The organism is Cryobacterium shii (assembly GCF_004402595.1).
GTDB classification, from domain to species: Bacteria; Actinomycetota; Actinomycetes; order Actinomycetales; family Microbacteriaceae; genus Cryobacterium; species Cryobacterium shii.
The window spans coordinates 1-14,738 of the sequence record NZ_SOFY01000004.1 but is presented as its reverse complement, the minus strand read 5'-3'; the positions used below and the strand labels follow the sequence as shown (position 1 = coordinate 14,738).

16 protein-coding genes and 1 pseudogene are annotated in these 14,738 nt (G+C 70.8%); 4 read left to right on the top strand and 13 right to left on the bottom strand.

The features are described from left to right. The 4 genes from E3O49_RS00495 to E3O49_RS00470 all read right to left on the bottom strand — a co-directional run. A partial coding sequence (locus E3O49_RS00495) for a DUF222 domain-containing protein (protein ID WP_134450806.1) occupies positions 1-347 on the bottom strand: 347 nt, incomplete at its 3' end. A 124-nt stretch (positions 348-471) separates the two neighbouring features. Next, the gene (locus E3O49_RS00490) at positions 472-1,473 is read right to left on the bottom strand and encodes an acyl-CoA thioesterase (protein WP_241975772.1); all 1,002 of its coding nucleotides are present in this window, start codon (positions 1,471-1,473) and stop codon (positions 472-474) included. Positions 1,474-1,515: 42 nt separating this feature from the next. Continuing rightward, a complete protein-coding gene (locus E3O49_RS16405) occupies positions 1,516-2,952 on the bottom strand; it encodes an MFS transporter (protein WP_160140983.1) in 1,437 nt (478 codons plus the stop codon). A 330-nt stretch (positions 2,953-3,282) separates the two neighbouring features. Beyond that, the gene (locus E3O49_RS00470) at positions 3,283-3,762 is read right to left on the bottom strand and encodes a heme-degrading domain-containing protein (RefSeq protein ID WP_134365795.1); all 480 of its coding nucleotides are present in this window, start codon (positions 3,760-3,762) and stop codon (positions 3,283-3,285) included. Between the two features lie 207 nt (positions 3,763-3,969). On the opposite strand from E3O49_RS00470, the gene arsD reads away from it, so the two are divergent. Beyond that, on the top strand, positions 3,970-4,548 hold the full coding sequence (gene arsD / locus E3O49_RS16730; protein WP_179954730.1) for an arsenite efflux transporter metallochaperone ArsD: 579 nt from the start codon (positions 3,970-3,972) through the stop codon (positions 4,546-4,548). A gap of 9 nt (positions 4,549-4,557) precedes the next feature. After that, positions 4,558-6,429 carry an arsenical pump-driving ATPase gene (gene arsA, locus E3O49_RS00460; protein ID WP_134365797.1) on the top strand — a complete coding sequence of 624 codons (1,872 nt, stop codon included), beginning with the start codon at positions 4,558-4,560 and terminating at the stop codon, positions 6,427-6,429. 161 nt (positions 6,430-6,590) lie between these two features. Here arsA and E3O49_RS00455 read toward each other — a convergent pair whose 3' ends face one another. The 4 genes from E3O49_RS00455 to E3O49_RS00440 all read right to left on the bottom strand — a co-directional run bounded on the left by E3O49_RS00455 (position 6,591) and on the right by E3O49_RS00440 (position 9,708). Continuing rightward, positions 6,591-7,838, bottom strand: a complete 1,248-nt coding sequence (locus E3O49_RS00455; protein ID WP_370261471.1) for an MFS transporter — start codon at positions 7,836-7,838, stop codon at positions 6,591-6,593. 41 nt (positions 7,839-7,879) lie between these two features. Further along, positions 7,880-8,104 (bottom strand): YgaP family membrane protein, encoded by a 225-nt coding sequence (locus E3O49_RS00450; protein WP_134365798.1) that lies wholly within the window; start codon positions 8,102-8,104, stop codon positions 7,880-7,882. A 59-nt stretch (positions 8,105-8,163) separates the two neighbouring features. Continuing rightward, positions 8,164-8,796 carry a class I SAM-dependent methyltransferase gene (locus E3O49_RS00445; protein WP_134365799.1) on the bottom strand — a complete coding sequence of 211 codons (633 nt, stop codon included), beginning with the start codon at positions 8,794-8,796 and terminating at the stop codon, positions 8,164-8,166. 75 nt (positions 8,797-8,871) lie between these two features. Then, positions 8,872-9,708, bottom strand: a complete 837-nt coding sequence (locus tag E3O49_RS00440) for a LuxR C-terminal-related transcriptional regulator (RefSeq protein ID WP_134365800.1) — start codon at positions 9,706-9,708, stop codon at positions 8,872-8,874. A gap of 100 nt (positions 9,709-9,808) precedes the next feature. Between E3O49_RS00440 and hxlB the strand changes: the two genes are divergently transcribed. Then, positions 9,809-10,423 (top strand): 6-phospho-3-hexuloisomerase, encoded by a 615-nt coding sequence (gene hxlB / locus E3O49_RS00435; RefSeq protein ID WP_134365801.1) that lies wholly within the window; start codon positions 9,809-9,811, stop codon positions 10,421-10,423. 60 nt (positions 10,424-10,483) lie between these two features. Continuing rightward, the gene (gene hxlA / locus E3O49_RS00430) at positions 10,484-11,107 is read left to right on the top strand and encodes a 3-hexulose-6-phosphate synthase (RefSeq protein ID WP_134404279.1); all 624 of its coding nucleotides are present in this window, start codon (positions 10,484-10,486) and stop codon (positions 11,105-11,107) included. A 154-nt stretch (positions 11,108-11,261) separates the two neighbouring features. Here the strand turns inward: hxlA and E3O49_RS00425 are convergent, their stop codons facing one another. The 5 genes and pseudogenes from E3O49_RS00425 to sufC all read right to left on the bottom strand — a co-directional run. Beyond that, a complete protein-coding gene (locus tag E3O49_RS00425) occupies positions 11,262-11,927 on the bottom strand; it encodes an HAD hydrolase-like protein (protein WP_241975774.1) in 666 nt (221 codons plus the stop codon). A gap of 64 nt (positions 11,928-11,991) precedes the next feature. After that, positions 11,992-12,687 carry an endonuclease NucS gene (gene nucS, locus E3O49_RS00420; protein ID WP_134365803.1) on the bottom strand — a complete coding sequence of 232 codons (696 nt, stop codon included), beginning with the start codon at positions 12,685-12,687 and terminating at the stop codon, positions 11,992-11,994. A 183-nt stretch (positions 12,688-12,870) separates the two neighbouring features. Further along, on the bottom strand, positions 12,871-14,142 hold the full coding sequence (locus E3O49_RS00415) for an MFS transporter (RefSeq protein WP_244285232.1): 1,272 nt from the start codon (positions 14,140-14,142) through the stop codon (positions 12,871-12,873). A gap of 89 nt (positions 14,143-14,231) precedes the next feature. Next, complete coding sequence (locus E3O49_RS00410) at positions 14,232-14,579, bottom strand: metal-sulfur cluster assembly factor (protein ID WP_134365808.1); 348 nt, start codon at positions 14,577-14,579, stop codon at positions 14,232-14,234. A gap of 26 nt (positions 14,580-14,605) precedes the next feature. Further along, positions 14,606-14,738, bottom strand: a pseudogene (gene sufC, locus E3O49_RS16910) (Fe-S cluster assembly ATPase SufC); the annotation flags it as partial.

The window sequence follows — 14,738 nt, the reverse complement described above, 5'->3', positions numbered from 1 at the left end:
TGCGCGTGCCGATAGCTGATCTCCCCCGACGCCAGCGCCGCCCGGGTCGCCGGGAGATCCACGGCCAGGGCCCGGCTCTCCGCGACCAGGTTCTCCGCCATGCGCTGCGGCACCCGGATCGTGCAGGCCAGCTCGCTCGAGAGCTCCCGTTCGGCGACCTCACGTGCGTCTCGCCGCGCACCCGGCACCCGGGCATTGTGGTGGGCGATGGCCTGCCCGAATCGGCGGGCATCCTCGACCCGTTCCGCCCGCCGGGCGAAGGCCGCGGCGATGTCCCGCTCGGCCTCCGCGATCGCGTCGAAATGCCGGCCCATGGCCTCTCGCTCTTCGAACACTGACGGCTTCATGAGGACCACGCTAGAGGCGGCCACCGACACTGCACCGGCATCCGTGGAGACTGTGGATAAGCCGATCAAACCCACATTGTGGAGGACGAGCCGAGCCCCTTCAGCCTCCGGCCGGATCCCGCCCTCAGGGGCGACGCAAGTGGTCGACGGGCATCATGACCAGGGGCGCGCGCAGCGCCACGAGCTCCCGCGCGTGCTCGTCGAGCCGTTTGTCCTCGGCCGTGATCAGCGTCAACGGCTCCACCGGTTCGGCGTGCCCGTCCGCGCCGATCGCGACGAAGATGCTCATGCACTGCGTCGTCAGCTGCAGGTCGTGCGGGGTGCGGGGGCTGCCCGAGCGCACCCGGATGCTGATGTGCATGTTGCGCTTGCCGGTATGGATGAGGCGCGCGTCCACCTCCACGATGTGGCCGATGTGGATCGGGCGGTAGAAGTGGATCCCCCCGGAGTAGACCGCGACGGCCGTCTCCGAACTCCAGGCCGCTGCGGTCGCGAAGGCGGCCTCGTCGATCCAGCGCATCACGGTTCCGCCGTGGGCGTTTCCGCCCCAATTGGCGTCGGCCGGAGCCGCCAGAAAGCGGAACACCGTTCGCGGCGTCGTGCTGTCATCGGTATATTCCTGAGCGCGCATGACGGTCTGAATGCGCTTGCGTGGCTCGAGGCGGGCCTGGGCGTTGAGTTGCAGCTCGCGGTCCACGTCGGAGTGCGGGGTCCACTTCGGCACTTCCTGCGGCCTTCCGGCGTCGTCGACGGCGACGAAGACGAGGATGCAATGGGTCGCCGGACTATATTCCCGGGCGCGTACATCCGTCGTTTCGACCGTGACGAGCACGTGCATGCTGGTGCGCCCGGTGTGGATGATGCGGGCGTGAACCTCGACCAGGTTGCCCGGCTTGATGGGTTGGGTGAAGTGCACGTTCCCGACGTAGGCGGTGACGGTGTCGGACGCGCTCCAGCCCACGGCGCAGGCGTACGCGGCCTTGTCGATCCACTCGAGTACGCTTCCGGCTGCGACGGTCGCGCCTGAGGCCGCGACGTCCTGGGGCACGGCCATGAACCGGAGGGTGATGCGGTCCTCATGGCGTGAGGCGTCTGCCGCCTCGGGGGACACGGGGGGTGTGGTCACGGGAACTCCAAGGGAAGCGGGTCGGGGCCTCGCTCCACACTTTCATACTTGGGGACCCGCGGGCTGACGCCGTTCCCTGTTCTGCAGTCGGAAGGTGAGGAGGAACAACACGAGGGCGCAGGTCTGAAGGATGCCGACGATCATGACCAGCCACGGCACCTGGTCGTAGAGGGCGCCGGCCAGCACTCCGCCGATCAGGGCGGACGCCCCCGCGAAGGCGGCGAAGACCCCGTAGGCCGTGCCGCGGTGCCCGTTCGGCACGAGGTCCGCGATCAGCGCCTGAACCGTCGATTCCTGGATGCCGGTCGCCGCACCCCAGATGAGTGCGCCGGCCAGCACCGCGCCCGCCTGGACCGACAGGGTCAGTCCGGGAACCAGCACCACCAGCAGCGGCAGGACCAGCAGCACCCGGGCGCCCGCCGCGTCGTAGGCGTAGCCGCTGACCAGGGCGGCCAGGGCCGCCGCTCCCATCGCGGCCGCGTAGATCAGCGGCACGGTCGCCAGCGGCACGATCGCGACGTCCGTGAGGTGGAATGAGATCACCCCGAAGCCGACGAGCCCGACCGTGGAGACGCCGACCGCCGCGGCCAGAAGGTAGAACGAGAGGGGAAGCCGGGGCCCGGCGGCCGGGTCCCGGTGCGCCTGGTCCGGATGCCCCGCGTCATCCGGGTCATCCGGGTCTGCCAGGTCCTCCGGGTTCGCCCGGTTCGCCCGGTTCGCCCGGTTCGCCCGGTCTGGCCAGTCTGGCCGATCGGGATTCGGGGCGACGCTCTCGTTGCTCTCGTTGCTCTCGTTGCTCTCGTACACGTTCGTGTCCGGCACGCGACGGCGTGTCCAGAGCAGAATGCCCAAACCGGCGGCTCCGGGGATCGCGAGCACGGCGAAGGCGGGCCAGAGCACGGTCGTGACCGTGATGACGGCCCAGGCGAGTAGCGGCCCGAGCAGGGACCCCAGTTGGTCGAGCAGCTTGTGCACCCCGAAACCGCGGCCGCGGCCGACGGCGCTGGCCGCATTCGCGAGCAGCACGGTCTTCGCCGGGCTCCGGATGGCCTTGCCCGTGCGGTCGCCGAGAATCAGCGCCGAGGCGAGCAGCAGGCCGGCCCCGCCGACGAACGGCGTGACGGCCAGCAGCGGAATGCAGACCGCGGTGAGGGCGTAGCCGGCGATGGCGAATCTCCAATACCGGCCGGATTTGTCGGACCAGGGCCCGGAGACCAGCCGGAGCGCGAGGGCGACCGCCTCTCCGAGGCCCGTCACGACCCCGACGATCAGCGCCGACGCACCCAGCTGTCCCAGCAGCGCCCCGGTCAGCGAATGGCCGCCCTTTGATGCCAGATCTATAACCAGGCTGACGATGCCGAGGTTCACCACGACCCGCCACGCGGACCAGGCCGGACCGGCGCCGGCCGCGGGCTCAGCACCGGGCGCCGCGCCCGCGGCAGCCCCGGCGTTGTCGGTCGAACCCGGCGTGGACATCATCCTCTCCCCCCGGGCCGGCGTCCCGGCCCATCGGCGTCCCCACCCGGTCGGCGGCCCGACCCAGTCATCCCGACCGTGTCGTCCTCACCCAGCAGTCCCCACCATTGTCGCCGACCCGCGTGCCAGCGCAAGGGGCGTGCGCCTCGTCCGCGACTCCGGATCCGCGCGTTGCGCGGTTGCGGCCCGGGGCTGCCGCCTCCCCCGAACCAATTCGACGGAGATTTTGCCAGAATCGGGCCAAAACAAGCCGAAACGGTGTTTTTAGAACAAAACTTCCGTCGAATCGGTTCGACGCCGGACCGCGTGGTCCGCCCGCGGGCGGGCTTTCGGCTAGCGGTGCTCGAGGTGCCAGGTCAGCACCTCGACGACGAGGTCGTGGTCGTCGCGCTGGGCCAGCCCGGAGACGCCGACCACGCCGATCAGTGAACCGCGCACGCGCAGGGGGAAGGCTCCGCCGTGCGCGGCGTGCGTTCTCGGGTCGAGATTCGAGTCGGTGGCGAAGTCGCGGGAACCCGCGCGGAACCGCGTCCCCACGGCGAAGGACGAGTTGGCGAACCGGCGTACGACGCGGAACTTGTTCTCGAGCCAGCCGTCGTTGTCGGCGCTGGAGCCGGGCAGGGCCCCGTGGAAGACCCGCTGCTCGCCGAAGGTGATCGACACCGTGATCGGATGCCGGCGCGCCGTTCCCAGCTCGACCAGCCGCGAGCCCACGATCCAGGCGTCCCCCAGGTCGAAGGAGTCGAACTGGAGGGTGCGTTCCTGCTCCAGGAGCAGGGGGAGGAGGCTCGCGGCCTCCGAAGCCTTCGTCATCGCATGCCTTTCGAGTGCCATCCGGGGTCTGGCCAGTCTTCCACTTGCCGCCCGCTCCTTTCCGCTCCCGTCCATTCAGCAAGGCAGACCGGTGCCCGAGTTGGTTGGTCCGATGCCGTGACATATCGACAACCATCGATACACTGGACGTACCGTCATCACGGACAAGTCGTCCCCCACGATGTGCGGACCAGGAGTTGATGCACCATGGCACACATCGAGATCTTTGAACCGGGACTCTGCTGCGGCACCGGAATCTGCGGCGTCGACGTCGACCAGGCTCTGGTCACCTTCTCGGCCGACATGGACTGGGCCCGCGCCAACGGCGGCGACATCGCCCGGTTCAACCTGGCCCAGGAGCCGCTCGCCTTCGTGGAGAACGAGGTGGCCCGCCAGTTCCTGCACACCGTCGGCCAGACGGGCCTGCCCATCGCCCTGGTCGACGGCGCCACGGTGCTGACCGGCCGCTACCCCTCCCGCGCGGAGCTGGCCGGCTGGGCCGAGCTCACCGGCGACGCGGCCAGCCACCTGGCTGCCGTGCAGCCCGAGGGGTCCAGGCGCCTCCTGGCCATGGCGACGGCGACGGCGACGCCGGCCACGACCTCGGGCAGCGCCTCCGCCCAGAAATTCGGCGACTCCGCTGCCCAGACCGACTCCGCTGCCCAGACCGACTCCGCTGCCCAGACCGACTCCGCTGCCCAGACCGACTCCGCTGCCCAGACCGACAGCGCCGCCCAGACCGACAGCGCCGAAGCGGGTTGCTGCGGCACCGGCGGCTGCTGCTAGGACTTCGCCATGACAACGCTCCGCTTCCTCGACCAGGCACCGCGCTTCCTCTTCTTCACCGGCAAGGGCGGGGTGGGCAAGACCTCCATCGCCTGTGCGAGCGCGGTGCGGCTGGCCGAGGGCGGGGCATCCGTTCTGCTGGTGAGCACCGACCCCGCCTCCAACGTGGGCCAGGTCTTCGGGGTCTCCATCGGCAACACCGTGACGGCGATCGACGCCGTGCCCGGGCTGTCGGCCCTCGAAATCGACCCGGAGCAGGCGGCCCAGCAGTATCGGGAGCGCATCGTCGGCCCGGTGCGCGGGCTGCTTCCCCCGGCCGAGGTGGCCTCGATCGAGGAACAGCTCTCCGGTGCCTGCACGACCGAGATCGCCTCCTTCAACGAGTTCACCGACCTGCTCACGGATGCCGCGTGGACGGCCGCCTACGACCACATCCTTTTCGACACCGCACCCACCGGGCACACCATCCGGCTGCTGCAGCTGCCGGGCTCCTGGACCGACTTTCTCACCGAGGGCACCGGAGACGCCTCCTGCCTCGGCCCGCTGTCGGGCCTGGAGAAGCAGCGCGCCGTCTACGCCGAGGCCGTCGCGGCCCTGGCCGACCAGGCCCGCACCCGGCTCGTGCTCGTGGCCCGCGCCCAGACCTCGACCCTGACCGAGGCCGCCCGCACCCACGCCGAGCTGGCCGGTATCGGCATGGCCCGCCAGTACCTCGTCGTCAACGGCATCCTGCCGGACGGGGTCGACGGCGGCAGTGGCGAGGGCGGCAGTGGCGGCGAGGCCGTGGCCGACCCGTTGTTCGCGGCCATCCGCGCCCGCGAGCAGCAGGCCCTCGCTCAGATGCCCGACGCGCTGAGGGCCGCGCCCACGGACTACGTGGCGCTGAAGAGTTCGAACATGGTCGGCCTGGCCGCCCTCCGCGGCCTGCTCGAACCCGAGGTGCTCCCGGCCGCGGGGCAGGGCGAGCACGCCGCCCCCTCGGCGGCCCTCCCGGATTCCCCGCTGTCCGCCCTGGTCGACGAGATCGCCGCCGGCGGGCACGGCCTGGTGATGCTGATGGGCAAGGGCGGCGTGGGCAAGACCACCCTGGCGGCATCCGTGGCCGTGGCGCTCGCCGCTCGCGGGCTGCCGGTGCACCTGACGACGACCGACCCGGCCGCCCACCTCACCGACACCCTGGCCGGCGGGGCGGGTTCCGCGGAGGTCCGGTCCCTCGTCTCCTCCTCCCTCAAGGTCTCTCGGATCGACCCGGCCGCCGAAATCCAGCGGTACACCGACACCGTCCTGCGCACCAAGGGCGCCCACCTCGACGAGCAGGGCCTGGCCATGCTGCGGGAGGACCTGCGGTCACCCTGCACCGAGGAGATCGCCGTCTTTCAGGCCTTCTCCCGCGTCATCCGGGAGGCGAAGCACAAGTTCGTGGTGATGGACACGGCGCCCACCGGCCACACGCTGCTGCTGCTCGACGCAACCGGGTCGTATCACCGCGAGATCCAGCGCCAGCTGGGCGGCACCGTGCACCTGACCACGCCGATGATGAAGCTGCAGGACCCGGAACAGACCAAGGTGATCCTGGTCACCCTCGCCGAGACCACGCCGGTACTCGAGGCCGCCGAGCTGCAGGCCGACCTGGAGCGCGCCGGCATCACCCCGTGGGCCTGGGTCGTGAACAACTCGCTCGCCGCCGCGGCACCCGCCTCGCCGTTGCTGCTCGCGCGGGCCCGGAATGAGCTGCCGGAGATCGAGCATGTGCAGGAGAAACGCGCCGCCCGCCTCGCCGTGGTACCGCTGCTGGCCGACGAGCCCGTCGGCATCCCGGCCCTGCTCGCCCTGGCCACGTCCCCGCTTCCCGCCGCGCTTCCTGCCGTAACCCGACCGTAGCCGCGGTAACCGCGGCCCCCGCAGCCACCACTGGGTCACCGCCGGGACCCCGCCGAGCCCCGCCGAGCCGTGAGTTGCGCCCCACTTTTTCGTGAAAACAGGAGCCATGCTCACGGCTCGGCGAACCGTTTGGGCTGCCCGGGACGCCAGGGCCCGGAACGCTAGGGCTGGAGCGGGCGCGCGGCGCGACCGGCGAGGGCCCGCCGGACGGACCAGACGACGATGACGCCCGCGAGGACCATGGTGGCCAGGCCGAGCCCGGAGTAGCCCACGGCGCTCAGCACCAGGCCGGCCAGGGCGCCGCCGAGCGCGCCGGCCGCGTTCATCGACAAGTCGGAGAACCCCTGCAGCGCCGCGCGGTCGTGCACGCCCACGGACTCGGCGATCAGGGCGGAACCGGCGACGACGGATGCCGACCAGCCCAGCCCGAGCAGGATCAACCCCACCGTCATGGCGGTCTGGGATTCCCCGGCCAGCCAGAAGATGGTCAGAGAAGCCAGCAGCAGCGCCTGTCCGGACAGGATGACGGGCAACCGTCCGACCCGGTCGGCGAGAGCGCCGAAAACGGGGGAGAGGGCGTACATGCCGGCCACGTGCAGGCTGATGGTCAGCCCGACGACGGTCAGGGTGGCGCCGTGGTCGCGCAGGTGTACCGGGGCCATCGACATCAGGGCGACCATGGTGGCGTGGCTGAGCGCGATCACGGCCACGGCGAAGCGGGCCTGGGAGTTGGTGCGCACGATGGCGAGGCCGCCGCGCTTGATCGGGGCTGAGGCGTCGACGCCCCGGGCCGCCAGGGCGGTGAGCAGGGGGTCCGGACGCAGCCCAACGGTGTACACCAGCGCCGCGCCGACCGTGGCGAGCAGGGAGAACGCGAACGCGCCGGTCAGCGGCGGCAACCCGAGGGCCGAGCCCACCACCTCGCCGGGGCCGAAGAGGTTCGGGCCGAGCACGGCGCCGATGGTCGTCGACCACACCACGATGGACAGGTCGCGCGCCCGGAACTGCGTGCTGGCCAGGTCGGTGGCGGCGAAGCGGGCCTGCAGGTTCGTGGCAGAACCGGCGCCGAGGAGCATCAGGGCGAGCAGCAGAAGCGGGAAGGTGTCGACCGCGACCGCCGTGATCGCCAGCACGGCGCCGGTGCCCGCGATCAGAGAGCCGGCGGCCAGGGACCGGCGACGGCCGCGCGATTGCGCCAGGCGGGCCAGCGGAACGGCGACCAGGGCGGCGCCGAGGGTGCTCATGGTCGCCGCCATGCCGGACCAGGCGCTGGACCCGGAGAGCTGGGCCGCCAGGAGCGCGCCGAGGGACAGGGTGGCGCCCATGCCGATGCCGCCGAGGATCTGGCCGATGATGAGCACCCTGACCACCGCGCGCTGCATCGGGCTGTGGTCAGCCGGACCGCTCACGGGTTCGGCCACGGCGCTCGACGGCAGGGCCGCATCCTCGCTCAGGATGTGAAGGTCTTCCGCAACTCGGATCCCTTGAAGGGCTTGCCCGCCAGGGGAGCGAGGAGGCAGAAATCGAAGGCGCCCGCGGCAATGAACACGGCGCCCAGAGCGGCGAGCAACCACCACCATCCGCCGAGGATCGCGGCCAGTATGACCAGAACGACGCCCGCGATGATGCGAACCCATCGACCCGCGGTCGATCCGAGGAACTGAATGACAGCCATCAGGCACTCCCTTGATAAGTGTTCCCAGCATACCCCCGGGGGTACACGGATGTTTCCGATCAGGCCGTGGCGATGAGGAGTGTGTCGAGGGCGTAGCCGGCGCCGTCCCCGGGGGCTTCCGGGTCGGTGGCCAGGTCGCGCCGTATGGTCTCGCAGCGTACGATCCGCGAGGGATCGACGGCCGAGCGCAGCAGCTCCGGGGTGTACAGGATGCCCGGGTCGGCCGGCCCTGGAGCCCCGGTGCCGATGTTGGTCCGGTCGTGGCCGAGCACGAGCAGGTGCCCGCCGGGGGAGAGCCACTCGGCGGCGCGGGACAGCACGGCCCGCAGGGCGTCTTCCTGCAGGTGCAGGTAGATCACCGTGACCAGGTCGAAGGTCTCGCCGGAGGGGGCCCAGGTGGTGGCGTCGCCGACCTGCCAGTCCACCGCCACGCCGCTCTCGCGGGCATGCTCGGCGGCCTGGCCGATGGCTTCGGCGGAGAAGTCCACGGCGGTGACGTTCCAGCCCCTGGCCGCCAGCCAGATCGCATTGCGGCCGTCGCCGGTCGCCAGGTCGAGCGCGCGTCCGGGCGCCCACGGGGTCACGGTGTCCTGCACGATCTGCGCCGGAACGGCGGACCAAAGCCGGCCGGGCCGGCCGCCCTGAGCCTCCCGGGCGAGGCGGTAGCGGGTGTCCCAGTCGTTGGCGTCCATCGTCGTGTCCCTTCGGGCGGCATCCATTCGGTGGCACGGATGCCGGCAGCAGCCAGTTTCGCACAGCCACCCGGGTCAGCGGGAGAGGGCGGCGAGCTCGGCGCGGGTGGAGGCGCCCACCTTGCGCAGCAGGTTGGCGACGTGGAACTTGACCGTGTTCTCGCTGATCGAGAGCGTTTCGGCGATCGCGCGGTTGCGTGCCCCCGAGGCCACCAACTCGAGCACGCCCTTCTCGCGGGGGCTGAGTCCCCAGGCCGCGGCCGCGGTGAGCGGCGCGAGCGGCACATCGAGGGGGAGGGTGACGGCCATCTCCGAACCCCAGCCCGTCGTCGCCTCCACGCGCAGGCTGCCGAACACGTCGGCCACCCGGCTCGCCAGCCGGCTGACACTGGGGCTGTCGGGGGTGAGCTCGCCGGCGCCGTCGTCGCGGATGTGGATCAGCAGGTTGCTGCCGTCGCAGTCCCAGTGCACCCGCACGCGGGTGACGCCGGGCTGCTCGACCAGGGCGAGCACGGCTCCGCGCACGATCGCACGGGCGGCGTGGGCCACCTCGCCCGGGAGGGCGCGGCCGTTCACCGGCGGCTCGATGAACTGCACGTCGAGGCCCCCGAACCGCACCAGCGGGCGCAGGTCGTCGCGCAGTCGTTCGAAGGCCCGCGCCACGGGCTCCTCGGAGAGGGACCGGTCCCGGTCGGAGACGGCGCGCAGTTGCACCATGGCCTTCGCCGCCAGGTCGATCGCGGTCTGCCGGGCCGACGCGTCGCTCGTGCTGCTCGAGCGAAGCACGGCGAGCAGGGACTCGAGGGTGGTGGCCTGGGCGTCGGTGAGGTCGGCGATCACGCGGGCGCGTTCCGCGGCCGCCGAGCGTGAATCCCACGGTTCGATCGGGTGGGTTGGAGGCGCACTGTTCATGAGGAAAGCCTACCCACGAGGGACGCTGCCACCCGAACGGGCAGGTTACCCGCTCGTTCGGTGGGCCGCAGACCCGTCCGAAAGAGTAGACGATGAGGTAATGCCCACACGCACCACCGTTCCTCTCCGCGTGACGGAGTCCCTCGCCGCCATCGCGGCCGAACAGGCCGACGCCATTCGCCGGTTCCTGGCCTCGGACGTTGCCGCCGGCACGGCCTCCGGCGGCCCTGCGTCGGTAGAGTCGGCCGCTGCGGAGCTCCGCGCCGCCCGCCGCGTGTTCGTGCTCGGGGCCGGCCGGTCCGGCCTGGCCCTGCGCATGACCGCGATGAGGCTGATGCATCTGGGGCTGGAGGTGCACGTGGTCGGCGAGGTGACGACGCCGGCCATCGCTGCCGGGGACGTGCTCCTGGTCGCGAGCGGCTCCGGCAGCACGGCAGCGATCGTGCGGGCCGCCGAGACGGCGACGGCAGCCGGCGCGCGGGTCACCGCGATCACGACCGCGCCCGCTTCACCCCTCGCAGCGCTGGCCGCTGTGACCGTCGTCATCCCCGCCGCGCAGAAGCAGGACCACGGCGGCCGGCTGTCGATCCAGTACTCGGGCGGCCTGTTCGAACAGGTCGTGGTCGTGCTCGGCGACGCGATCTTCCACAGCCTGTGGACGGCATCCGGGGCCACCGCCGACGAGCTGTGGCCCCGGCACGCGAACCTCGAATAGCCCCTTTCCCACCCTCCCCGCACCCATCCAGATTCACCCCGAACCGGAAAGAAGACCATCATGAAGCTTCAAGTCGCCATGGACGTACTCACCACGGATGCCGCCCTCGAATTGGCCGCGAAGGTCGCCCCCTACGTCGACATCATCGAGCTCGGCACCCCGCTGATCAAGGCCGAGGGCCTGCGGGCCGTGACCGCCGTCAAGACCGCGCACCCGGACAAGACCGTCTTCGCCGACCTCAAGACGATGGACGCCGGCGAGCTCGAGGCCGACATGGCGTTCACGGCCGGCGCCGACCTGGTCACGGTGCTCGGCACGGCCGGAGACAGCACCATCGTCGGAGCGGTCGCCGCGGCGACCAAGCATGGCAAGGGTGTCGTCGTCGACTTGATCGGCGTCGCCGACAAGGTGGCCCGGGCCCGCGAGGTGACCGCGCTCGGCGCCGCCTTCGTCGAGATGCACGCGGGCCTCGACGAGCAGGCCGAGCCCGGCTTCTCCCTCGCGACGCTGCTGAACCAGGGCGAGACCGCCCGGGTACCGTTCTCCCTGGCCGGCGGCGTGAGCGTCGCCACCATCGCCTCCGTGCAGCGCGCCGGGGCGAAGGTCGCTGTGGCCGGCGGTGCGATCTACGGCGCCGAGGACCCCGCCGCCGCAGCGGCCGCCCTGCGCGCCGCCATCATCTAGCGGGCCTTCGTACCCGACGCATCGGCTCACCGTTCGAAAGCGCGACGCCCGTGCAGTCACGCAAAAAGCACCCTCGTTCTGGGAACGACGGTGCTTTTTGGTGGTGACGCTAGGCGGGCGGGCGGGTTGGGCGGATCGAACGGTAGGGCGGAGGTCAGCCGAGGAGCAACTTGGCGAGCTGGTCGACGGAGTAGACGGTTGCGGTCGCGCCGACGGCCTCGGTGGGGGAGCCGTAGCCCCACTCCACGAGGATGGTCGGGACGCCGTGCGCGGCAGCCCCCTCGGCGTCGTACCGGCGGTCGCCGACCATGACGGGAGTGGCGAGGTCGGCCCCGACCGTGCCGAGTCGCGACAGCGCCTCTTCCACGATGTCGGCCTTGGAGCTGCGGGTCTCGGTGTCCGAGGAACCGACCATCGCGGTGAAGTACTTCCCCAGGTCGAAGTGCTCGAGCACGGCGACGGCGTGGTGCTCCGGCTTGCTGGTGGCGAGGGCCATCGGGATCTTCGCCTCGTGGATGCGCTCGAGCAGCCCGGCGACGCCAGGGTACACGGCCGTGTCCAGCATCCGTTCCTGGTAATCGGCGCGGTACACGGCGAGAGCCTCGACGGCTTCATCGGGGGTCATCCCGGCGTATTCGCTGAACGCGGCCAGCAGGGGCGGGCCCACGTAGGAGAGCAGTTCGGTGTCGGTGGGAACCGGACGACCGAGAAGTGCGAAGGTGCGAGCGAGTGAGTTGGTGATGGCCGGGGCGGAATCGGTGATCGTTCCGTCAAGGTCAAAAAGTATGGCACTCCAGGTGCGAGTCAATGTCGATTTCACTCGCTAATACTAGGGGGCCCAGCCGCAAACGCCTGCACGAATTAAAAAAGTGAGCCCGCCAGCCCTAGAAGAGCCGGGACTGGGTGTCGTCGAGTCCGCGCATGGCGTCGTAGTCCAGAACGAGGCAGCGGATGCCGCGATCCTCGGCCAGTGTGCGGGCCTGCGGCTTGATGATCTGGGCCGCGAAAACCCCGGCCACGGGGGCCAGATGCGGGTCGCGGTTCATCAGCTCGAGGTAGCGGGTGAGCTGCTCGACGCCGTCGATGTCGCCGCGTCGTTTGAGCTCGACGGCGACCGATCCGCCGTCGGCGTCCCTGGCCAGGATGTCGACCGGGCCGATCGCGGTCATGTACTCTCGGCGCACGAGGGTGTGACCGTCGCCGAGCAGGTGGATGTGCTCGGCCAGGAGTTTCTGCAGGTGCGCTTCGACGCCGTCCTTGATCAGCCCGGGGTCGATCCCGAGCTCGTGGGCGGAGTCGTGCAGCACCTCGAAGATGCTCACGATGAGCTGGTCGGCGGTCTTGGCGTGGGTGACCGTCCAGACCGCGGTGACGCCGGCATCCGTCTGTTCGTCGTCCGGCTCGGTCAGGGCCAGGCTGCACGGCGGGCTCATCCAGTTGAGCGGCTTGTACGAGCCGCCGTCAGAGTGCACGAGCACACTGCCGTCCGACTTGAGCAGGAGCAGGCGGGTGGCCAGCGGCAGATGCGCGTTCAGCCTCCCGGCGTAGTCGACGGAGCATTTCGCAATCACAAGGCGCACCGTTCGAGCCTAACCGCGCCGGGGCATCCGTTCGCCCACCCGGACGCCCCCGTGCGCCCCACCCGTGCGTCCCGCCCGCCGCTCCCGCCCGCTCCGGGTGAACCAATTCGACGGAGATTTTGCCGATCTGGGCCCCAAACGGCCCAAAACCGGCTTTTTACAGCAAAATCTCCGTCGAATTCGTTAGGAGACGGGCGCGGTGGGCGAGGCGGGCGCGTAGCTGCGCTCGCGCGCGGCGGGCGCGGCCAGGCCGGCCAGCACCATCAGGGCGAGGATCAGGTAGAGAGCGTTGAGGATGCTCCAGGCCTGGCCGAGCAGGCCGAGCACGGGCGGGCCGACGAGAAAGGCGAAATAGCCGATCATGGCGACCGCGCTCACCCGCGCCGCGGCATTCTTCGTGTCGTCGGCGGCCGCCGACATGCCCACCGGGAAGCCCAGCGAGGCGCCCAGCCCCCAGAGGATCGCACCGGCGTACAGCGTCCATCCGCCCGGCGCCAGAATGAACAGGATCAGCCCGACGATGCCCACCAGCGCGGATACCCGCAGCACCGGCACTCGGCCGAACCGGTCCAGGATGGGGCCGCCGACGATGCGGCCGGCGGTCATCGCGCTGACGAAGACGCCGAAGACGATCGCGCCCTCGGTGTTGCTCAGGCCGTGCCCGTCGACGGCGGCCAGCGCCAGCCAGTCATTGGCCGACCCCTCGGCGAACGTCATGCCGAGGACGATGGTTCCGATCAGCAGGATCTTCGGGTCGCTCCAGACCGACAGGCTCGCGCGCAGCCGGGCCCGCCAGCTCGGGGCGGGGGCTTCGGCCCCTCGCAGCTCGTCGCCCAGTTCGGGCCGCTGCGGGATCGAGCGCACGCCGATGACGGCCGTGGCCAGCACGAGGATCGAGATCGCGGCGAGGTGCCAGAACACCGGCAGCCCCACGAAGGACGCCCCGGCGCCGAGGAGGGCGCCGATGACGGTGCCGAAGCTGAAGCAGGCGTGCATCAGCGGCATCAGGGTCTTGCCGATCTCGCGCTCGACCGCCGCCCCCTCGACGTTCATCATGACGTCGAGTGCTCCCATGCCGATGCCCACGAGCGCGAGACCGGCGAAGACCAGCCCGGTCGACGCCAGCAGGCTCGCCCCGACGCCCACGGTGACCAGCCCGACTGTGGACAGCGCCACGCTCAGCACCATGGCGCGACGGGCGCCGAAGCGGGCCAGCAGCGTGACCGCGCCGAGCAGACCGACCACCGACCCCCCGGACAGCCCGAAGATGACGATGCCGACCTCCGCGGTCGAGAGCTGCAGCCCGTCCCGCACGGCCGGGATGCGGGACATCCAGGTGGCCAGGGACAGGCCGCTGATCAGGAAGATCGCGAACACGGCGTTGCGCCAGGCGAGCAGGTCGCGGCGGGCGGCGTGGGCGACGGATGTTCCGGCGGCGCGGGCAGGCTGGGGCACGAGGGGTCCTGTTGATCAGAGAGGCAAAAAGAATGAGGGACTACCAAACTATCAACCCGTTGTACCGGCCCAGTCGGGCCCCAGTGCGGCTAGATCGTGAAGCCCAGGGCGCTCATCATCTCCCGGCCGTCGGGGGTGATCTTCTCGATGCCCCACGGCGGCATCCAGACCCAGTTGATCCGGAAGGCGTCGACGACGCCGTCCAGGGCGATCCCGGTCTGTTCCTCGAGTACGTCGGTCAGCGGGCAGCCGGCCGAGGTGAGGGTCATGTGGATGATCAGGGCGTTGTTCTCGTCATCCCAGCCCAGGTCGTAGATCAGCCCGAGGTCGACGATATTGATGCCGAGCTCCGGGTCGATCACGTCCTTGAGGGCCTCCCGCACTTCTTCGAAGCGCGCCGCGCCCAGCGTCGACTCCGCCGGCTGAACGAACTCCATCGACGCCACGCCGGCCGTGTCCGGGCTCAACTGGCCACCGCGGCGCTCTGGTAACGGTCATAGCCTTCGTCTTCGAGGCGGTCGGCGAGTTCGGGGCCGCCCTGCTCGGCGATCCGGCCGTCGACGAACACGTGCACGAAGTCCGGCTTGATGTAGCGC